Source organism: Enterobacter sp. ECC-175 (assembly GCF_043968675.1).
Lineage (GTDB): Bacteria > Pseudomonadota > Gammaproteobacteria > Enterobacterales > Enterobacteriaceae > Enterobacter.
Genome location: NZ_CP143776.1, coordinates 2,460,434 through 2,479,986, shown reverse-complemented (window position 1 = coordinate 2,479,986; position 19,553 = coordinate 2,460,434). Strand labels below are relative to the sequence as shown.

The following is a 19,553-nucleotide window of genomic DNA, read 5'->3' as shown; positions in this document are numbered from 1 at the left end:
TCTCCATTTCTTTATTTATGTGTAACCAGCGCGCAGCAGAAAATGATAAAAGAAAGATAAGCTCATTCTTTTATGAATAATTTTAGATTGCGTCACCGCGTCAACTGGTCAAAATTTATATAATCGCCTTCGCAAAGACAACTGATTTAGGGTCTAGCTGTAGACTGCCGCTTAACGAAAACTCAACATTTCAATTCTGATTAAATTATTGGCCATGCGCATAGGTCTATTATTAGACTCAATCACAACATGATAATTTTCAGCGAGTTATATTCAATTCCACGATGGGTCTACTTTTAGACTTTGGCAAACCATTTCGCGAATGATTAATTTCTAAGATAATTCCTTATGCGATGCGAAAAACGATCGCACCTGTAATGTGAGGTATCTTATGAATACGCGCTTAGCCGCACCGCCGAACCGTTCCGGTTCATCGGTACTTGAATTAAAACCCTTCGGGCATATTGAGACGCTGATTTCACGAATTCTTCCTTCCGCGGAGCGGGCGGTGATCGGCCGGGGAGAGGTGGTGCATTATTATAGAGACGACGTTCGCCAGTGCTTTTTACTTTTACAGGGCAGCGTGGCGCTTCACCGCCGCGGCGACGGCATTGTATTAAACTCAGAATCCGCCCCCTTTATTTTAGGCGTCAGCAGTCAATTCTCATCCGAGCATCTTTACGTTCGCGCCATCGAAACGTCAGAATTGGCCCGCGTACCGCTGGAGGCGTTCAATCACATCGTTGCGCAGCAGGATCTCTGGGAGCATTTTTCGAAACTGCTGATTTATACCGCCTCGCGCGTGTACGAGCACTGCGCGCAAATATCGCAGATGTCGGCCTACGACATCATTCGCTTTCAGCTTGTTGAGCTGATGCAGGAAACGGAGGCAATACGTAACAATATTACGGCGGCAGCGTATATCAAAAGCCGAACCTACCTTTCGCGCAGCGGCATTATGCGAATTTTGGCCGAACTGCGCACCGGGAAGTACATCACGATGGAGCGCGGCGTGCTGCTGGACATTCACCATTTGCCACGAAAATACTGACGGCAGGACGTGCCTGCAAAAGAGAGCAACGCTATAATATAAGAGGTCATTTTTTAGGTTATCGACGATGTCTTCATCAGAAAACCCTCACCGCGGTTCCCCCTACGCGCAAGCGCTTATCAACCATTTGCTGCCCTACTGCACGCCGCGCAAAACCGCTCGCGGGGAACAGCTCGATCTCCAGGTTAACGGCCAGGGAATGTGTTATTTACTGCTGGAAGGTACGGTTGCGGTATACCGCAGAAGCGACGCGATGATGCTGTCCACCGCCCGCGCGCCGGCCGTTTTTGGCATCGCCAACCTGACGGATATTTATTTCGACGATTATTTTAAAACCGTTACGCCCTGCACGATTGGCGTGATCCCTGCAGAGCGCGTACACGAGATCATCAATGAAAAATCGCTGTGGGGGCTTTTCTCAAAGCAGCTGATGTTCGTCTACAGTCGGCTCTATAAAAATATCATGCCCCAGGGCGCGCCAACGGCTTACGAGATGATTCGCCAGCAGCTGCTCAAGCTAATGGACGAAGATGAACACTACCGGTCCAGCATCACGGCAGAGCGCTATATCAGAGAGAAAACCCAGCTTTCGCGCAGCGGCGTGATGCGCATCCTGGCCGATCTCCGGACGGGGGGATTCATCGACATTGAGGAAGGGAAGCTGATCAGGATAAACAAGCTTCCCGCGAAATACTGAACGTCAGAGACAAAAAAGGCCGCAAACGCGGCCTTTTTCTCAGGGTCAATGGACGTGAACGCCCAACCGCCAGGCAAAGTAAATCTCTTCTTTGAGCTCGTTAGAAGAGAGCGCGAGCAGATCGGTAAACTCAAGCTCAAGCTGTTTCAGCTTTTTCAGGTACTGAGCCGGAGAGAGGTTGCTCTTGTCGCGACGTAAATATTCAATGGCCAGCTGGGTTGGGGTTATTTCGGTATCCATAATGTCCTCAGTGTTAGTACAAAACATCGCCAGTATATCACACTCTACTGACGATTTTTTGACCACAGGCAAAACATTGTGAAACGCTACACCACCGCCGTCGTCAGCCGCGACGAACAGCACAGCCGTTCCTGCTCGTCGAGAATGTCGATTTGCCAGACCTGATGGCGGCTGCCGGCGTGGAGCGCGCGGCAGATGCCCCGCACGCGGCCGCTGCGCACCGAGCGGAGGTGGTTGGCGTTCACCTCCAGCCCGACGACCTTTTGTTCGCCCTCGGTGCATAAATACCCCGCCACCGACCCCAGCGTTTCGGCCAGCACCACCGACGCCCCGCCGTGCAGCAGGCCAAACGGCTGATGGGTACGGCTATCAACGGGCATGGTGGCTTCCAGTTCGTTCTCGCCGATGCGGGTAAACTGGATATCCAGCAGGCCAACCATGTTCTCTTTGCCCATCGCATTGAGCGCGTCAAGCGTCACCGTGCGTTTCCAGATCATCCAATAATCTCCAGTAAAGCCTGTAGAGGATGGCGTACGCCGTTGCCCTCAACGCGCTTCACCTGGCTGCGGCAGGAATAGCCCGTCGCCAGACAGCGGTTTCGCGGCAGGCGCTGCATCGCCTGATGCCACGACAGCTCGTAGATGCCGAGCGAGCTGGCGTGATTTTTCACTTCGTGTCCGTAGGTACCCGCCATGCCGCAGCAGCCGACACTAACGTTCTCCAGCTTCGCGCCAACGCGGGCGAAAATGGATGACCACTGCGCGGGCGCGCCCGGCAGCGCCGTCAGCTCGGTGCAGTGGCCGAACAGATACCAGGGTTCGCCGCTGACATCCGCACGGGTCGTATCCTGCAGCGCCGACGGCAGCCATTCATGGACCAGCATCACGTGGAAATCCCCGCGCTGCTCGCCAAGCGCCTGCTTGTACTCGTCGCGATAGCAAAGCACCAGCGCCGGATCGACCCCTACCATCGGCATGCCAAGCTGCGCCACGCGGTTGAGGAACTCAGCCGTTTTGCGCGCGGTTTTGGCGAAGCGGGTCAGGAAGCCTTTAATGTGCTGCGCTTTACCGTTAGGAGAAAACGGCAGGACGACCGGCTGATAGCCCAGCTTTTCCGCGAGGCGAATAAAATCGGCCACCACCTGGGCATCGTAATAGCTGGTAAACGGATCCTGCACCACCAGCACAACGCGGGACTTCTGCTCGGGCGTTAAGGCCTCAAGCTGTTCAAGCGTCATATTCGCCGAGCGGTGTCCCACCAGCTGGCGCTGGAGCGACGGCGCTGAGAGCAGCGGCAGATCCACCATCCCAATGTGCTTTTCGGACAGCTTGCGCACCAGGGGCTGATTAATAAAGAAGTTGAAGGTCTTCGGCGCGCGCGCCATCAGCGGGGCGTAGCTTTCCACCGTCGCCACCAGATGATCGCGCATCGGGCGCAGATAGCGCGTGTGGTAAAGCTGCAGGAAGCGAGAGCGAAACTCCGGCACGTCGATTTTAATCGGGCACTGCGTCGAGCAGGCTTTGCAGGCCAGACAGCCGGACATCGCCTCTTTCACCTCGTGTGAAAAGTCGTACTCGCCTTTGTTCGCGTGCCAGCTGTTGCGGGTGCGCTCGATAAGCCCGCGCAGGCTGGCGCGTTTTTCCGGCAGCTCCTTTTCCAGCTTCAGCGGATCGACGCCGCGATCGGCCAGCAGGCGCAGCCACTCCCGCACCAGCGTCGCGCGTCCTTTCGGAGAATGAATGCGGTTGCTGGTGATTTTCATCGACGGGCACATCGGGCTGTTCACGTCGAAGTTAAAGCACAGGCCGTTGCCGTTGCACTCCATCGCGCCGCGCCAGGCGCCGCGCACGGCCACCTGGATCTGTCTGTCGTACGTTCCGCGCTTGACTGCGTCAACCTTCAGCATCGGCGCGTCCACGCCTTCCGGCGGGCAAATCTTTCCGGGGTTGAGGCGGTTGTCAGGATCGAATGCCGCCTTCACCTTGCGCAGCTCGCCGTAAAGCTGCTCGCCGAAGAACGCCGGGCTGTACTCCGCGCGGAAGCCTTTGCCGTGTTCGCCCCACAGCAGGCCGCCGTATTTCGCCGTCAGGGCGACAACCTCGTCGGAGATCTGCTTCATCAGGATCTCCTGCTGCGGGTCGCACATGTCCAGCGCCGGGCGCACGTGCAGTACGCCCGCATCAACGTGGCCGAACATGCCGTAGCTCAGGCCGTGGTTGTCCAGCAGCGCGCGGAACTCGACGATGTAGTCCGCCAGATGTTCGGGCGGGACGCAGGTATCTTCCGCAAAGGGAATGGGCTTGGCCGCCCCTTTGGCATTCCCCAGCAGCCCGACCGCTTTTTTACGCATCGCGTAGATACGCTCAATGCCGGAGAGGTCGTTACACTGCTGCCAGCCAATCACCCCGCCCTCGCCGCTGGCGATGAGCGCGTCGAGGCGCTGGCAAAGCGTGGTGACCTGTTCGTTAATCAGCGCTTCGTCATCGCCGGCAAACTCGACGATGTTGAGGCCGAGCATCTCGCTGTCCGGCACGTCGGCAATCAGCTCGCTTACCGAGTGCCAGACGATGTCTTCCCGGGCCAGGTTCAGCACCCTGGAGTCGACGGTTTCCACCGACAGCGCCCGCGCCGCCACCATAAACGGCGCGTTGCGCAGCGCGGAATCAAAGGAGTTGTATTTGACGTTCACCAGGCGACGCACCTTCGGCAGCCGGGTGATGTCCAGACGCGCCTCGGTAATAAACGCCAGCGTGCCTTCGGAACCGGTCAGCACGCGGGTCAGGTCAAACTGGCTCAGGTCATCGTTAAACACGTGGCGCAGATCGTAGCCCGTCAGGAAGCGGTTCAGCTTCGGGAATTTATCGAGGATCAGCTGGCGGTTGTCGCGGCAGCGCTCCAGCACGGTGCGGTAGATGCGCCCGGTCACGGTGCTCTCTTGCGCCAGCGTTTCCGCCAGCGCCACCGGCATTGGCCGGGTATCAAGAATATCGCCCCCCAGCAGCACGGCGCGCACGCCCATCACGTGGTCGGAGGTTTTGCCGTAGACCAGCGATCCCTGGCCGGAGGCGTCGGTGTTGATCATCCCGCCAAGCGTAGCGCGGTTGCTGGTCGACAGCTCCGGCGCGAAAAAGTAGCCATAGGGTTTTAAATACTGGTTGAGCTGGTCTTTGATGACGCCCGCCTCAACGCGCACCCATCCCTCTTCCGGGTTAATCTCGATGATGCGGTTCATATAGCGGGACATATCGACGATGATACCCTGGTTCAGCGCCTGTCCGTTGGTGCCCGTCCCGCCGCCGCGCGGGGTGAAAATCAGGGAGGTAAAGCGCTCCTGCGACGCCAGCCGCGCAATCAGCGCGACGTCCGCCGTCGAGCGGGGAAAAACCACCGCGTCGGGAAGAAGCTGGTAGATACTGTTGTCTGTCGCCATCGTCAGCCTGTCGGCGTAGTTCGTGGCGGTATCCCCCGTAAAACCCTGTTGCTCCAGCGCCTGCAAAAAATTAAGCACCAGCTGAACGACGCCGGGTGCCTGAGAAATTTGTGGGATCATGACCGTCGACCCTAATAAGAGGTGTGAAATCGTTTGCGTTGTGTCTCAACTTTTTATCACATTTTTTTCGTATGTGCTTAGCTGAATTACAGGCACAATCCGCCTGTCAAAAATGGCTGCTATCGCCAATGATTAATGATACGTGGCCAGGGTTTCCGCCAGCCGATCTGGCGTTTATTTAAGGAAAGATACTTTTATGGTCAATCTTCGTCAGCCCAGGGACGTTGCGCAAATTCTGCTGTCGGTGCTGTTCCTGGCCCTCATGATTATTGCGTGCCTGTGGATTGTTCAGCCTTTTATTCTCGGATTCGCGTGGGCGGGCACGGTGGTGGTGGCCACATGGCCGTTGTTGCTCCGCCTGCAGAAGCTGCTCTTTGGTCGCCGCGGCCCTGCGGTGCTGGTGATGACGCTGCTGCTGTTCTTGCTCTTTATTATCCCTATCGCCCTACTGATCAATAGCCTCGTTGACTCCAGCGGCCCGGTGATCCGCGCCGTCAGCAGCGGCGATCTGACGCTACCCGACCTGGCCTGGCTGAACAGCATCCCGGTGATCGGTGCCAAGCTGTACAGCGGCTGGCACAGCCTGCTGGAGATGGGCGGCAGCGCGATCATGGCAAAAGTGCGGCCGTATATTGGCACCACCACCACCTGGTTTGTCGGCCAGGCGGCGCACATTGGGCGCTTTATGATGCACTGTGCGCTGATGCTGGTCTTTAGCGCCCTGCTGTACTGGCGCGGCGAGCAGGTGGCCCTGGGCGTGCGCCACTTTGCCACCCGTCTGGCGGGTAAACGTGGCGACGCGGCCGTTCTGCTGGCCGCGCAGGCCGTTCGCGCCGTCGCGCTCGGCGTGGTAGTGACTGCGCTGGCGCAGGCCGTACTGGGCGGCATTGGCCTGGCAATCTCCGGCGTGCCTTACGCCACCGTCTTCACCGTGGTGATGCTGATGACCTGCCTGGCACAGCTGGGGCCGCTGCTGGTGCTGGTTCCGGCCATCATCTGGCTGTACTGGACGGGTGATACGACCTGGGGAACGGTGCTGCTGGTCTGGAGCTGCGTTGTCGGCACGATGGATAACGTGATTCGTCCGATACTGATCCGCATGGGTGCGGACCTGCCGCTGATCCTTATCCTCTCCGGGGTCATCGGCGGGTTGATTGCGTTCGGCATGATTGGCCTGTTTATCGGCCCGGTGCTGCTGGCCGTCACCTGGCGCCTGTTCTCAGCCTGGGTGCATGAAATTCCCCCTCCGGGAACGGACCCGGACGTCATCCTCAGCGAGCTGGAAGCGCTGGAAGATCAGAACAAGCAGTAAGCGTTTTGCCGGGTGAGTTAGCTCACCCGGCGACCACACGATATATAAGATTTTCTAAACAATATATTCTCTCACCACTGGTCAGACCCGCTGTTTCAGCCCCCATATCGCTAATGCACCCTATAAATCTTTACGTCTCTTTAACTATTGAGACGAATCTGATCGACGCTAAAAGTTGAGATGCCTACTATTAGGACACGGTTATAAATCAACATCTTGATTTATAAGCATGGAAATCCCCTGAGTGAAACAACGAATTGCTGTGTGTAGTCTTTGCCCATCTCCCACGATGGGCTTTTTTTTATCTTTTTTTAACGCGGGGGATTCTATGGCGTATAAAAAAAGGGCGAGGATTAATATCCTCCCCCTTCTATTAAATAATAATTAAACGTTACTTATTCAGCTCTGCCAGGCTCAGCCAGGTTTGCACCACGGTGTCCGGGTTCAGGGAGAGGCTATCAATCCCCTCTTCCATCAGCCAGGCGGCAAAGTCTTCGTGGTCGGACGGACCCTGACCGCAAATCCCGACGTATTTCCCCTGCTTTTTCGCCGCGCGAATAGCCATTGAGAGCAGCGCCTTCACCGCCTCGTTACGCTCGTCGAACAGCTCGGAGACTACGCCGGAGTCACGATCCAGGCCCAGCGCCAGCTGCGTCATGTCGTTGGAGCCGATAGAGAAGCCGTCGAAGTGCTCAAGGAACTGGTCCGCCAGCAGCGCGTTGGACGGGATTTCGCACATCATAATGATCTTCAGCCCGTTCTCGCCGCGCTTAAGCCCCTGACGCGCCAGCTCGTCCACCACCGCTTTAGCCTGCTCCACGGTGCGAACGAACGGCACCATGATTTCAACGTTGGTCAGCCCCATGTCGTTGCGCACGCGCTTCACCGCCTCGCACTCCAGCGCGAAGCAATCGCGGAAGCTGTCGGACACGTAGCGTCCGGCGCCGCGGAAGCCCAGCATCGGGTTCTCTTCTTCCGGCTCGTAGCGCTCGCCGCCGACCAGATTGGCGTATTCGTTAGACTTAAAGTCCGACAGGCGCACGATAACGCGTTTCGGATAGAACGCCGCGCCCAGCGTGGCAATCCCCTCCGTCAGGCGGCCGACGTAGAACTCTTTCGGCGAGTCATAGCCCTTCATCATCTCGCGGATGTCGTTCTGCAGCCCGGCGTCCTGGTCGTCAAACTCCAGCAGCGCGCGCGGGTGAACGCCGATCATGCGGTTGATGATGAACTCCAGACGCGCCAGCCCGACGCCCTCGTTCGGCAGGCAGGCAAAGTCAAACGCGCGGTCCGGGTTGCCGACGTTCATCATGATCTTCAGCGGCAGGTCCGGCATGGTATCGACGCTGGAGCTTTTCACGCTGAAATCCAGAATATCGGCATACACGTAGCCGGTGTCGCCTTCCGCACAGGAGACGGTCACCTTCTCATCGTCCTTCATGCGTTCGGTCGCATCGCCGCAGCCGACCACCGCAGGAATGCCAAGCTCGCGGGCGATGATCGCCGCATGGCAGGTACGCCCGCCGCGGTTGGTCACGATAGCCGCCGCTTTCTTCATGATCGGCTCCCAGTCCGGGTCGGTCATGTCGGTTACCAGCACGTCACCCGGCTGGATGCGGTTCATCTCGCTGATATCGTGGATCACTTTCACCGGGCCTGCGCCGATGCGGTGACCGATTGCCCGGCCTTCCGCCACGATTTTACCCTGCGCGTGCAGCGTATAGCGCTCCATCACCTGCCCGCGCGAGCGAACGGTTTCCGGACGCGCCTGCACGATGAACAGCTTGCCGGTGTTGCCGTCTTTCGCCCATTCGATATCCATCGGACGGCCGTAGTGTTTCTCAATCTGCACCGCCTGCTTCGCCAGCTCTTCCACCTCGGCGTCGGTCAGCGAGAAGCGGTCGCGCTGCTCCTGCGGTACATCTTCAATTTTTACCTGCTTGCCATGCTCCTGCGTCGGGGCATAGATCATGCGGATTTTTTTCGAGCCCATGGTCCGGCGCACCACCGCCGGGCGGTTGGCCGCGAGCGTTGGCTTGTGAACGTAAAATTCGTCAGGGTTTACCGCGCCCTGCACCACCATTTCGCCCAGCCCCCACGCGGAGGTGATAAATACTACCTGGTCGAAGCCGGATTCGGTATCAATCGAGAACATCACGCCGGAGGAGCCCACGTCGGAGCGCACCATGCGCTGCACGCCCGCAGAAAGCGCGACGCCGCGGTGGTCATAGCCCTGGTGCACGCGGTAGGAGATGGCGCGGTCGTTAAACAGGGAAGCAAACACGTGTTTAACCGCCACCAGCACCGCATCGTAGCCCTGAACGTTGAGGAACGTTTCCTGCTGCCCGGCGAAGGAGGCGTCCGGCATGTCCTCTGCGGTGGCGGAAGAACGCACGGCAAACGAGGCCTGCGCGTCGTCCGCGGAGAGCTGGTTGTAGGCGTCATGAATGGCTTTTTCCAGTTCCGGCTGGAAAGGTGTGTCGATAATCCACTGGCGGATTTGCGACCCGGCTTTGGCAAGCGCGGTGACGTCATCAATATCCGTTTTATCCAGCAGGTCGTAAATGCGCTGGTTCACGCCGCTCTGGTCTAAAAACAGGTTAAACGCGTCGGCAGTTGTGGCAAACCCGTTCGGTACGGAGACGCCCATACCCGACAGATTTGTAATCATTTCACCCAGGGAGGCATTTTTGCCTCCAACTCTGTCTACATCATTCATGCCGAGTTGGTTATACCAAAGCACCAGCGGTGACGAGCCATTGTTGGACATCGAAACAATCCTTTTGTGATATTTGATCGGAGTAAGAAACACCTGACTACGTATTTATACTGGCATATTTGTTTGCGCTAAAAAAACGGTGAATCGTGTAAGCAATTTAAATTTTCAACTTTTCGGACAGATTCCCATCAAACGCTAACCCGATGATTCCTATAGATTCCGGCAAAAACCACAAAAATAAAGCCGCTATTCGAAAAATGAAATCCGCTTTTCAGTAAAATCAAAAACGCCATTTCATTTATAATTATGAGAAGTTCTTTGCTGTAGAAATTACTTTTTTAATTTATGCTTTCAGGCAATTAGGTACGCTATTCAGGGTGAATAAAATGGATAATGCTGTCGATCGCCACGTTTTTTATATTTCTGATGGTACGGCGATCACCGCCGAAGTGCTGGGGCACGCGGTGATGTCGCAATTCCCGGTTTCGATTAACAGCATTACGCTGCCGTTCGTCGAAAACGAGAGCCGCGCCCGGGCCGTAAAGGACCAGATCGACGCCATCTTTCAGCAGACCGGCGTGCGTCCGCTTGTCTTCTACTCCATCGTTATTCCTGAAATTCGCGCCATCATTCTGCAAAGTGAAGGCTTTTGCCAGGATATCGTGCAGGCGCTGGTCGCTCCGCTTCAAAGCGAGCTGAAGCTCGATCCAACGCCGATCGCGCACCGAACCCACGGACTGAACCCCGGCAACTTGACCAAGTACGATGCGCGAATCGCCGCCATTGACTACACCCTGGCCCACGATGACGGCATTTCGCTGCGTAACCTCGATCAGGCGCAGGTAATTTTGCTCGGCGTCTCGCGCTGCGGAAAAACCCCCACCAGCCTTTACCTGGCGATGCAGTTTGGCATTCGCGCGGCCAACTATCCGTTTATTGCTGACGACATGGATAACCTCGTTCTGCCCGCCGCGCTTAAGCCCCTGCAGCACAAGCTTTTTGGCCTGACCATTAACCCGGAGCGGCTGGCCGCCATTCGCGAAGAGCGCCGCGAAAACAGCCGCTATGCCTCCATGCGCCAGTGCCGAATGGAAGTATCAGAGGTTGAAGCCCTGTACCGTAAAAACCAGATCCCGTGGCTGAACAGCACCAACTATTCCGTGGAAGAAATTGCCACCAAAATCCTCGATATTATGGGGCTGAATCGCCGCATGTACTAATATGCTAGTACATTAATTACATTTCAGGTATCATGATGCGCATCGTCGGGGCGCGTTCGCCCCGAACTTGAAATCAGCAGGGATTGGTTTAATGTGATGCCCATCACTTCCCGGTAGTCTGCCGATGAAGCAAAAAATTTCTGAGATATCCCATGAATAAAACCGACGAACTCCGCACGGCGCGCATTGATAGCCTGGTCACACCGGCCGAACTGGCGCAGCGGCACCCCGTTTCCGCTGAGGTGGCGGAACACGTGACGGCCTCCCGCCGCCGCATTGAAAAAATTCTTAACGGCGAAGACAAGCGTCTTCTTGTCGTCATCGGCCCCTGCTCCATCCACGATCTGGATGCGGCAATGGACTACGCAAAACGTCTTCAGGGCCTGCGCGATAAGCACCAGGATCGCCTTGAGATCGTTATGCGCACCTACTTTGAAAAGCCGCGCACCGTCGTGGGCTGGAAAGGGCTGATTTCCGACCCGGACCTCAACGGCAGCTACCGCGTGAATCACGGCATTGAGCTGGCGCGCAAGCTGCTGCTGCAGGTGAACGAGCTTGGCGTACCGACCGCCACCGAGTTCCTGGATATGGTGACCGGGCAGTTTATCGCCGATCTCATCAGCTGGGGCGCGATTGGCGCACGTACCACCGAAAGCCAGATCCACCGCGAAATGGCCTCGGCGCTCTCCTGCCCGGTTGGCTTTAAAAACGGCACGGACGGCAACACGCGCATTGCGGTAGACGCCATTCGCGCGGCGCGCGCCAGCCATATGTTCCTCTCCCCGGACAAAAGCGGGCAGATGACCATTTACCAGACCAGCGGCAACCCGTATGGCCACATCATTATGCGCGGTGGCAAAAAGCCAAACTACCACGCGGAAGATATTGCCGCCGCCTGCGAAACGCTGGCCGAGTTCGACCTGCCGGAACATCTGGTGGTGGATTTCAGCCACGGCAACTGCCAGAAGCAGCACCGCCGCCAGCTGGACGTGTGCGATGAGATCTGCCAGCAGATCCGCAGCGGCTCTACCGCCGTCGCGGGCATTATGGCGGAGAGCTTCATTAAGGAAGGCACGCAGAAAATCGTGGCCGGCCAGCAGATGGTTTACGGCCAGTCGATTACCGATCCGTGCCTGAGCTGGGAAGACAGCGAGCTGCTGGTGGAAAAACTGGCGGCGGCGGTCGATACACGCTTCTGAAATTCAGCCCTTCTCCCTCTCCCCGTAGGAGAGGGTCGGGGTGAGGGCATCAGGCCACAACTCACCCCCAAATTTGATCCCGTCACATTATTTTCACAAAAACGCTTGCCGTGAATTTGCAGTTTATTGATAATGATTATCATTGTTACATTGATTGTTATTTATAAACATTATGTCACCTACGGATAACGCCGCGGCTACAAAGGCAAAAAATCACACAGCGCCTTCCCCCGCTCCCGACGATCGTCGTATCGACAGCAAAACGCTGCTGGGAGAGGCTGGAAGGGTGATCATTGAGCATGACGGCCAGCGCTACCTGCTGCGCCAGACCCATGCCGGAAAACTGATCCTCACAAAATAAACCAATAACATTACGCCAGCCACCCAGGTGATCCCCAGGCAGCCAGCGCTTTCGATTCTTAATGGAGAGTTGCTATGCCACACCTGCATTCCGCGTCTTTGCGCCCTTCACTTCTGGCGCTGGCGATTGTCAGCACCCTGCCGGGCGTCGCGTTTGCTGCCGCAGATGACATTACCGTTACCGCCACGGGCAACGCCCGCAGCGCCTTTGAAGCGCCGATGATGGTGAGCGTGATTGACGCCACCGCGCCCGAAAACCAGACCGCCAGCTCTGCCGCGGACCTGCTTCGCAAAGTGCCGGGCCTGACGCTGGAAGGCACCGGGCGCACCAACGGCCAGGACGTGAACCTGCGCGGCTACGACCGCCGCGGCGTGCTGGTGCTGGTCGACGGCGTGCGCCAGGGCACCGACACCGGCCACCTCAACAGCACCTTCCTCGATCCGGCCCTGATCAAGCGTATCGAAGTGGTACGCGGTCCGTCCGCGCTGCTGTACGGCAGCGGCGCGCTGGGCGGCGTGATCGCTTACGATACCGTCGATGCAAAAGATCTGCTGGAGCCGGGTAAAAACAGCGGCTATCGCGTGTTTGGCACCGGCGCAACCGGCGATCGTAGCCTTGGCATGGGCGCCAGCGCGTACGGCCGCACGGACACGCTCGACGGGCTGCTGTCCTGGTCGAGCCGCGACCGCGGCGATCTCCGCCAGAGCAACGGGACGACGGCGCCAAACGATGAGTCGATAAATAATATGCTGGCGAAGGGCAGCTGGAAAATCGATCCGGCCCAGACGCTGAGCGGCTCCCTGCGCTACTACAATAACGACGCCCAGGAGCCGAAGAACCCGCAAACCCCGGACGCCAGCGCCAGCAGCAACCCGATGACCGACCGCTCGACCATCCAGCGCGACGCGCAGCTCGGCTACAGCATTGCGCCAGAAGGGAACGACTGGCTGAACGCGGACGTAAAAATCTACTGGTCGGAGGCGCGCATCAATGCCCAGAACGTTGACGGCACGGGCGAATTTCGCAAGCAGACCACCAAAGGCGGAAAAGTGGAAAACCGCACCCGCCTGTTCAGCGACTCCTTTGCCTCGCACCTGCTGACCTACGGCGGAGAGTATTACCGTCAGGAGCAGCATCCGGGCGGCACAACCACCGGCTTCCCGGACGCCAAAATCGATTTCAGCTCCGGCTGGCTGCAGGATGAAATCACCCTGCGCGACGTGCCGGTCACCCTGCTGGGCGGCACCCGCTACGACAGCTACCGCGGCAGCAGCCAGGGCTATAACGACGTGGATGCGGACAAATGGTCCTCCCGCGCCGGGTTAACCGTCAGCCCAACCGACTGGCTGATGCTGTTCGGCTCGTACGCGCAGGCGTTCCGCGCCCCAACCATGGGCGAAATGTATAACGACTCAAAGCACTTCTCCATCGGCAGCTTCTACACTAACTACTGGGTACCGAACCCAAACCTGCGCCCGGAAACCAATAAAACGCAGGAGTTCGGGCTGGGCCTGCGCTTTGACAACCTGCTGCTGGCAAACGATGCCCTGGAGTTTAAGGCGAGCTACTTCGATACCAAGGCCAAAGACTACATCTCCACCGCCGTCGATTTTGCCGCCGCGACCACCACGTCTTACAACGTTCCTGACGCCAAAATCTGGGGCTGGGACGTGATGACCAAATATTCGACGGACCTGTTCAACCTGGACGTGGCCTACAACCGCACGCGCGGCAAGGACACCAATACCGGCGAGTACATTTCCAGCATCAACCCAGACACGGTGACCAGCAAGCTGGATATTCCGGTGGCGCAAAGCGGCTTCTCAGTGGGCTGGGTCGGGACGTTCGCCGACCGCTCCACGCACGTCAGCAGCAGCTACAGCAAGCAGCCCGGCTATGCGGTCAATGATTTCTACGTCAGCTATAAAGGTCAGGCGCAGCTGAAAGGCGTGACCACCACGCTGGTGCTGGGCAACGCCTTCGATAAAGCGTACTGGTCACCGCAGGGCATCCCGCAGGACGGGCGTAACGGCAAGATTTTCGTAAGCTATCAGTGGTAATCCGCTCGCCCCGCCGCGCCGGGGCGCATATTGATAAGGAAGAGATAATGCATCACTACACACGCTGGCTTGAGCTAAAAGAACAACATCCGGGCAACTACGCGCGGGATATCGCAGGCATGCTGAACATCAGCGAAGCGGAGCTCGCCTTTGCCCGCGTCGGGCACGACGCCTGGCGCCTGCATGGCGACATCCGCGACGTACTGGGCGCGCTGGAAGCCGTGGGCGAAACCAAGTGCATCTGCCGCAACGAATACGCGGTCCACGAGCAGGTGGGCGCGTTTACAAACCAGCACCTTAGCGGCCACGCCGGGCTGGTGCTGAACCCGCGCGCGCTGGATCTGCGCCTGTTCCTCAACCAGTGGGCGAGCGCGTTCCACATCAGCGAAACCACGGCGCGCGGCGCGCGTCAGAGCATTCAGTTCTTCGACCACCAGGGCGATGCGCTGCTCAAGGTCTACACCACGGATAACACCGACGTTTCCGCCTGGGCCAACGTGCTGACGCGCTTTATCGCTGCCGACAACCCGCCGCTTGCGCTGAAGGCCGCAGACGTGTCCGCCCACGCTGATAGCGCGGATGCCGTCACCGTAGACAAAGAGTGGCGGGCCATGACCGACGTGCACCAGTTCTTCAGCCTGCTGAAGCGTCATAACCTCAGCCGCCAGCAGGCCTTTCGCCTCGTGGGTGACGATCTCGCCTGTCAGGTTGAGAATACCGCTCTGGCGCAGCTACTAAACACCGCGCGCCAGGACGGGAACGAGATCATGGTCTTCGTGGGCAACCGCGGCTGCGTGCAGATCTTTACCGGGGTGGTTGAAAAGGTGGTGCCGATGAAGGGCTGGCTGAATATTTTCAACCCCAGCTTCACCCTGCACCTGCTGGAAGAGACGATCGCGGAAACCTGGGTCACGCGTAAGCCAACCGCGGACGGGCACGTCACTAGCCTCGAGCTGTTCGCAGCAGACGGCACGCAGATCGCCCAGCTGTACGGACAGCGTACCGAAGGCGAGCCGGAGCAGGCCCGCTGGCGCAGCCAGATTGACGCCCTTACCTCGACGGGGCTTGCCGCATGAAAACGTGGCTTGCCCTGCTCGGCGCTCTGCCCCTGATGGCGCTCGCCGCCGCGCAGGAGCGAATGGTGGCGCTCGGGGGAGACGTCACGGAGATTGTCTATGCCCTTGATGCGCAATCGTCACTGGTAGGCCGCGACAGCACCAGCCGGTGGCCGCAGGCCGCGAACGCCCTGCCGGACGTCGGCTATTTGCGCCAGCTTAACGCGGAAGGGATCCTCTCTCTTCGCCCAACGCTGGTGCTGGCGAGCGCGCAGGCGCAGCCCTCTCTGGCACTAAAGCAGGCCGAGCAGAGCGACGTGAAGGTTGTTACCGTTCCCGGCAGCAGCGCGCTGAGCGCGATAGATGAAAAGGTGCGGGTCATTGCCGAAGCGACCCACCGCGAGGCGCAGGGGGAGATCCTGCGCAAAACGCTGCGCGACGCGCTGGCTGCGCTGCCCGCCTCCCCGCTCAACAAGCGGGTGCTGTTTATCCTCAGCCACGGCGGAATGACCGCCATGGCCGCGGGGCAGCAGACGGGCGCGGACGCGGCCATTCGCGCGGCCGGGCTGCAAAACGCCATGCAGGGCTTTAGCCGCTACCAGCCGCTGTCGCAGGAAGGCGTCATCGCCAGCCGTCCCGATCTGGTCGTGATATCCCAAGACGGCATCGACGCGATGGGCGGCGTGGCCAGCCTCTGGAAGCTGCCCGGGCTGGCGCATACCCCGGCGGGACGCAACCGGGAGGTGCTGGTGGTTGACGATATGGCTCTGCTGGGCTTTAGCGTGCGAACGCCGGGGGCCATTCTGGCCCTGCGAACCAAAGCGGAACAGCTGCCCTGATGGCCCGGCGCACCGCATTTTCACTGTGGGCGCTTGCCGCGCTGCTGGCGGGCATGACGCTCGCGGCAACCGGCTTTGGCGCGCTGCGCCTCCCGCTCAGCCTGCTGTGGAGCCACGGCGATGAGGCGCTCCGCCAGATCTGGCTGACGATCCGCCTGCCCCGCGTGCTGCTGGCGCTGGTCATCGGCGGGTCGCTGGCCCTTTCAGGCTGCGTCATGCAGGGGCTGTTTCGTAACCCGCTGGCCGACCCCGGCCTGCTAGGGATCAGCAGCGGCGCGGCGCTGGCCGTGGCCCTGTGGGTAGTGCTTCCGCTCTCCCTGCCGGCGCTGATCATGCTCTATGCGCCTATGCTCGCCGCGTTTCTTGGCGCGCTGGCGGCGACGGTCGTTATTTTCTTCCTGAGCCAGCAGCGCGACGGCTCGCTCTCCCGCCTGCTGCTGGTGGGAATTGCCATTAACGCCCTGTGCGGCGCGGCGGTTGGCGTGCTCTCGTGGCTCAGCAATGACGCCCAGCTGCGCCAGCTTTCGCTGTGGGGCATGGGCAGCCTCGGCCAGGCGCAGTGGTCAACGCTGCTGGCCGTGGCCTCCCTGATGATCCCCACGGTGCTGGTAATCTGGCGGCTTGCCGGGGCGCTCAATTTGCTGCAGCTGGGTGAAGAGGAGGCGCATTACCTGGGCGTAGACGTTGCGGTGGTTCAGCGCGTGTTGCTGCTGTGCAGCGCGCTGCTGGTGGCCGCCGCCGTTGCCGTCAGCGGCGTGATCGGCTTTGTCGGCCTGGTGGTGCCGCACCTGGTGCGCATGTGGCTTGGGGCCGATCACCGCGCGGCGATCCCCGGCTCCGTGCTGGCGGGCGCATTGCTGCTGCTGATCGCGGATACGATCGCCCGCACGCTGGTCTCCCCGGCGGAGATGCCGGTCGGCCTGCTGACCAGCCTGCTCGGCGCCCCGTGGTTCCTGTGGCTAATTTTTCGTCGTGGAGGTCAGCATGGCTGAACGGTTTTGCGCGGACAACATATCGTTTACCCAGTCGGGGCGAGTGCTGATTGATAACGTTTCCCTCACGCTATCTCCCGGCGAAATGGTTGCGCTGATTGGGCCGAACGGCGCGGGAAAATCCACCCTTCTTCGCCTGCTGACGGGCTATCTCACGCCGACCGGCGGTGAGTGCGTGCTGGCAAATAAGCCGCTCAAGGAGTGGTCGCCTGAAACGCTTTCCCGCTACCGGGCGGTAATGCGCCAGCACGCGCAGCTTGGCTTTGACTGGCCCGTCGAGGCCGTGATTGGCATGGGGCGGGCGCCGTGGAGCCAGCGTCCCGAGCCGTCGATCGTTGCTGAGGTGATGCGCCTGACCGGCTGTTCACCGCTGGCGGGAAGGCACTACAACGCCCTCTCCGGCGGCGAGCAGCAGCGCGTTCAGCTTGCCCGCGCGCTGGCGCAGCTTTGGCATCGCGGCGCGCCGCGCGGCTGGCTATTTCTTGACGAGCCCACCTCGGCGCTCGATCTCTACCACCAGCAGCATCTGCTGCGCCTGCTAGCATCGCTAACGCGTAAGGGGCATATGCACGTCTGCGTCGTGCTGCACGATCTTAACCTTGCGGCGCTGTGGGCCGATCGCATCCTGCTGTTGCACCAGGGTCGGATGGTGTCCCAGGGCACGCCGGAGCGGGTCCTGCAAACCGACGCGCTGACGCGCTGGTATGGCGCCCAGGTTCACGTCGGCAGGCATCCTTCCCACGCCGTGCCGCAGGTTTTTCTCTCGCCCTAGCTTGAGCAGCTCACTTCCAGCCGCTTGCCCCAGTCCGGCGGGCGGCTGGCGTAGTCATCATCACGATCCGCGAACGGCGTGCGTAACGCCGCGTGCAGGCGATGAAGCTCGCCGTACTCGCCCTTTTCCGCCTGCTCGATAGCGCGCTGCGCCAGCCAGTTGCGCAGCACTATCGCCGGGTTGACGGCCTTCATGTTTGCCTGACGCACATCGTCATCAACCTGTTCCTGCTGTAGGCGCGCGCGATAAATGGCGAACCAGTCGTCAAACGCCTGTCGGTCGATAAACTCGTCGCGAAGCGGGGACGCCGCCTCGCGCTGCGCCGTTTCGCTCAGCATGCGGAAGGTGCGCGTATAGTCGCTACCCTCGCGGGCCATTAGCGAAAAGAGGCCGTTCAGGATATCGTTATCGCCCTTCTCCTGCGTCACCAGGCCCAGCTTAGCGCGCATCAGCAGGCCATATTCACGCAGCAGCACCTCCTGATAGCCGTCGAGTGCGTCGTTCAGCGCCTCGACGTCAATAAACGGCGACAGGGTCTGCGCAAGGCGCTGAAGGTTCCACAGTCCGACCGCCGGCTGATTATCAAAGCGGTAGCGCCCCTGATGGTCGGAATGGTTACAGATATAGCCGGGCTGATAATCATCCAGGAAACCAAACGGACCGTAGTCGAAGGTCAGCCCCAGAAGGGACATGTTGTCGGTGTTCATCACGCCGTGCGCAAAGCCCACGCTCTGCCAGCGGGCAATCATCGACGCGGTGCGGGCGACGATATCCCGGAACCAGTGAATGTAGCGGTTATCTTCGTCCCGCAGATGCGGCCAATGGCGGCGGATGGCGTAGTCGGCAAGCTGGCGCACTTTTTCCGGCTCGCGGCGATAGTAGAAATGCTCGAAATGGCCGAACCGCAGGTGGCTTTCCGCCACGCGCATCAGCATGGCCCCCTGCTCTACGGTTTCGCGGTAGACCGGCGTGTCGCTGGTCACTATCGACAGCGCGCGCGAGGTAGGAATACCCAGAGCGTGCATCGCCTCTGACGCCAGCGCCTCTCTGATCGTGGAGCGCAGCACCGCGCGGCCATCGCCCATTCGCGAGTACGGCGTCAGGCCCGCGCCTTTCAGATGCCAGTCTACCGTGCTGCCGTCGGCAAGCGGTTGTTCACCTAACAGTATTCCCCGGCCATCGCCGAGCTGTCCGGCCCAGACGCCGAACTGATGTCCGCTGTAGACCTGCGCCAAAGGCCGCATGCCGGGCAGCAGCGTTTCGCCGCCCCAGACGCCAGCCCCCTGCGATGGATGAAACAGCGCCGGGGGAACGGCGAGCGAGTCCGCCAGCGCAGCGTTATGCCAGACAAGGCGAGCATTCTGTAACGGTGTGGGTTTTAGCGCGGTGTAAAAGCCGGGCAGTTCGTCATGCCAGTGTGCGGTAAAAGACAGGGTCATAGGTCCTCCTGCTTTTAGTGTAGAGGGTTTACCTGCGCTTAAACACG

Annotated in this window: 16 protein-coding genes and 1 other RNA gene; 12 read left to right on the top strand and 5 right to left on the bottom strand. The window is 59.5% G+C overall.

Annotated elements, in window-relative coordinates; all coding sequences use genetic code 11:
* Nucleotides 1-391 precede the first annotated feature (391 nt).
* Nucleotides 392-1,051, top strand: coding sequence for a helix-turn-helix domain-containing protein (locus V1599_RS11725; protein WP_112009479.1), 660 nt, complete (start codon nucleotides 392-394; stop codon nucleotides 1,049-1,051).
* Between the two features lie 67 nt (nucleotides 1,052-1,118).
* Nucleotides 1,119-1,748 (top strand): helix-turn-helix domain-containing protein, encoded by a 630-nt coding sequence (locus V1599_RS11720; protein ID WP_395300074.1) that lies wholly within the window; start codon nucleotides 1,119-1,121, stop codon nucleotides 1,746-1,748.
* A gap of 45 nt (nucleotides 1,749-1,793) precedes the next feature.
* Here V1599_RS11720 and V1599_RS11715 read toward each other — a convergent pair whose 3' ends face one another.
* The 3 genes from V1599_RS11715 to V1599_RS11705 form a co-directional block, all read right to left on the bottom strand.
* Nucleotides 1,794-1,988, bottom strand: a complete 195-nt coding sequence (locus V1599_RS11715) for a YdiH family protein (RefSeq protein ID WP_003857766.1) — start codon at nucleotides 1,986-1,988, stop codon at nucleotides 1,794-1,796.
* Nucleotides 1,989-2,074: 86 nt separating this feature from the next.
* A complete protein-coding gene (gene menI, locus V1599_RS11710) occupies nucleotides 2,075-2,485 on the bottom strand; it encodes a 1,4-dihydroxy-2-naphthoyl-CoA hydrolase (protein WP_112009477.1) in 411 nt (136 codons plus the stop codon).
* Entirely contained in the window at nucleotides 2,482-5,538 is a 3,057-nt protein-coding gene (locus V1599_RS11705) for an FAD-binding and (Fe-S)-binding domain-containing protein (RefSeq protein ID WP_395300073.1), read from the bottom strand. The genes menI and V1599_RS11705 overlap by 4 nt, the downstream gene beginning before the upstream one ends.
* A gap of 196 nt (nucleotides 5,539-5,734) precedes the next feature.
* Between V1599_RS11705 and ydiK the strand changes: the two genes are divergently transcribed.
* On the top strand, nucleotides 5,735-6,850 hold the full coding sequence (gene ydiK, locus V1599_RS11700) for an AI-2E family transporter YdiK (protein ID WP_395300072.1): 1,116 nt from the start codon (nucleotides 5,735-5,737) through the stop codon (nucleotides 6,848-6,850).
* 197 nt (nucleotides 6,851-7,047) lie between these two features.
* An RNA gene (rprA, locus tag V1599_RS11695) (antisense sRNA RprA) lies at nucleotides 7,048-7,155 on the top strand.
* 86 nt (nucleotides 7,156-7,241) lie between these two features.
* On the opposite strand, the gene ppsA is transcribed toward rprA, so the two are convergent.
* A complete protein-coding gene (gene ppsA, locus V1599_RS11690; RefSeq protein WP_112009471.1) occupies nucleotides 7,242-9,620 on the bottom strand; it encodes a phosphoenolpyruvate synthase in 2,379 nt (792 codons plus the stop codon).
* A 335-nt stretch (nucleotides 9,621-9,955) separates the two neighbouring features.
* Here ppsA and ppsR point away from each other — a divergent pair, with 335 nt between their 5' ends.
* The 8 genes from ppsR (at nucleotide 9,956) to V1599_RS11650 (ending at nucleotide 18,067) form a co-directional block, all read left to right on the top strand.
* Nucleotides 9,956-10,789 (top strand): posphoenolpyruvate synthetase regulatory kinase/phosphorylase PpsR, encoded by an 834-nt coding sequence (ppsR, locus tag V1599_RS11685; RefSeq protein WP_112009470.1) that lies wholly within the window; start codon nucleotides 9,956-9,958, stop codon nucleotides 10,787-10,789.
* A gap of 152 nt (nucleotides 10,790-10,941) precedes the next feature.
* Nucleotides 10,942-11,988: a 3-deoxy-7-phosphoheptulonate synthase AroH gene (gene aroH, locus V1599_RS11680; protein ID WP_112009469.1), complete on the top strand. Its 1,047-nt coding sequence runs from the start codon at nucleotides 10,942-10,944 to the stop codon at nucleotides 11,986-11,988.
* A 172-nt stretch (nucleotides 11,989-12,160) separates the two neighbouring features.
* Nucleotides 12,161-12,349 carry a hemin uptake protein HemP gene (gene hemP, locus V1599_RS11675; RefSeq protein WP_297117703.1) on the top strand — a complete coding sequence of 63 codons (189 nt, stop codon included), beginning with the start codon at nucleotides 12,161-12,163 and terminating at the stop codon, nucleotides 12,347-12,349.
* A gap of 74 nt (nucleotides 12,350-12,423) precedes the next feature.
* Nucleotides 12,424-14,409 carry a TonB-dependent hemoglobin/transferrin/lactoferrin family receptor gene (locus tag V1599_RS11670; RefSeq protein WP_395300071.1) on the top strand — a complete coding sequence of 662 codons (1,986 nt, stop codon included), beginning with the start codon at nucleotides 12,424-12,426 and terminating at the stop codon, nucleotides 14,407-14,409.
* Nucleotides 14,410-14,456: 47 nt separating this feature from the next.
* On the top strand, nucleotides 14,457-15,485 hold the full coding sequence (locus tag V1599_RS11665; protein ID WP_395300070.1) for a hemin-degrading factor: 1,029 nt from the start codon (nucleotides 14,457-14,459) through the stop codon (nucleotides 15,483-15,485).
* Nucleotides 15,482-16,303 (top strand): hemin ABC transporter substrate-binding protein, encoded by an 822-nt coding sequence (locus V1599_RS11660; RefSeq protein WP_395300069.1) that lies wholly within the window; start codon nucleotides 15,482-15,484, stop codon nucleotides 16,301-16,303. Before V1599_RS11665 ends, V1599_RS11660 begins: the two co-directional genes overlap by 4 nt.
* Nucleotides 16,303-17,295, top strand: coding sequence for an iron ABC transporter permease (locus V1599_RS11655; RefSeq protein ID WP_297117714.1), 993 nt, complete (start codon nucleotides 16,303-16,305; stop codon nucleotides 17,293-17,295). Before V1599_RS11660 ends, V1599_RS11655 begins: the two co-directional genes overlap by 1 nt.
* A complete protein-coding gene (locus V1599_RS11650; protein ID WP_297117718.1) occupies nucleotides 17,288-18,067 on the top strand; it encodes a heme ABC transporter ATP-binding protein in 780 nt (259 codons plus the stop codon). The genes V1599_RS11655 and V1599_RS11650 overlap by 8 nt, the downstream gene beginning before the upstream one ends.
* Here the strand turns inward: V1599_RS11650 and selO are convergent.
* Nucleotides 18,064-19,506, bottom strand: coding sequence for a protein adenylyltransferase SelO (gene selO, locus V1599_RS11645; RefSeq protein ID WP_297117721.1), 1,443 nt, complete (start codon nucleotides 19,504-19,506; stop codon nucleotides 18,064-18,066). The two genes, V1599_RS11650 and selO, sit on opposite strands and share 4 nt — an antisense overlap.
* Between the last annotated feature and the right edge of the window lie 47 nt (nucleotides 19,507-19,553).

Bases quoted from the DNA above. Each gene is read 5' to 3' on its own strand.
- V1599_RS11725 (WP_112009479.1), top strand. From the start codon at position 392: ATGAATACGCGCTTAGCCGCACCGCCGAACCGTTCCGGTTCATCGGTA.
- V1599_RS11720 (WP_395300074.1), top strand. From the start codon at position 1,119: ATGTCTTCATCAGAAAACCCTCACCGCGGTTCCCCCTACGCGCAAGCG.
- V1599_RS11715 (WP_003857766.1), bottom strand. From the start codon at position 1,988: ATGGATACCGAAATAACCCCAACCCAGCTGGCCATTGAATATTTACGT.
- menI (WP_112009477.1), bottom strand. From the start codon at position 2,485: ATGATCTGGAAACGCACGGTGACGCTTGACGCGCTCAATGCGATGGGC.
- V1599_RS11705 (WP_395300073.1), bottom strand. From the start codon at position 5,538: ATGATCCCACAAATTTCTCAGGCACCCGGCGTCGTTCAGCTGGTGCTT.
- ydiK (WP_395300072.1), top strand. From the start codon at position 5,735: ATGGTCAATCTTCGTCAGCCCAGGGACGTTGCGCAAATTCTGCTGTCG.
- ppsA (WP_112009471.1), bottom strand. From the start codon at position 9,620: ATGTCCAACAATGGCTCGTCACCGCTGGTGCTTTGGTATAACCAACTC.
- ppsR (WP_112009470.1), top strand. From the start codon at position 9,956: ATGGATAATGCTGTCGATCGCCACGTTTTTTATATTTCTGATGGTACG.
- aroH (WP_112009469.1), top strand. From the start codon at position 10,942: ATGAATAAAACCGACGAACTCCGCACGGCGCGCATTGATAGCCTGGTC.
- hemP (WP_297117703.1), top strand. From the start codon at position 12,161: ATGTCACCTACGGATAACGCCGCGGCTACAAAGGCAAAAAATCACACA.
- V1599_RS11670 (WP_395300071.1), top strand. From the start codon at position 12,424: ATGCCACACCTGCATTCCGCGTCTTTGCGCCCTTCACTTCTGGCGCTG.
- V1599_RS11665 (WP_395300070.1), top strand. From the start codon at position 14,457: ATGCATCACTACACACGCTGGCTTGAGCTAAAAGAACAACATCCGGGC.
- V1599_RS11660 (WP_395300069.1), top strand. From the start codon at position 15,482: ATGAAAACGTGGCTTGCCCTGCTCGGCGCTCTGCCCCTGATGGCGCTC.
- V1599_RS11655 (WP_297117714.1), top strand. From the start codon at position 16,303: ATGGCCCGGCGCACCGCATTTTCACTGTGGGCGCTTGCCGCGCTGCTG.
- V1599_RS11650 (WP_297117718.1), top strand. From the start codon at position 17,288: ATGGCTGAACGGTTTTGCGCGGACAACATATCGTTTACCCAGTCGGGG.
- selO (WP_297117721.1), bottom strand. From the start codon at position 19,506: ATGACCCTGTCTTTTACCGCACACTGGCATGACGAACTGCCCGGCTTT.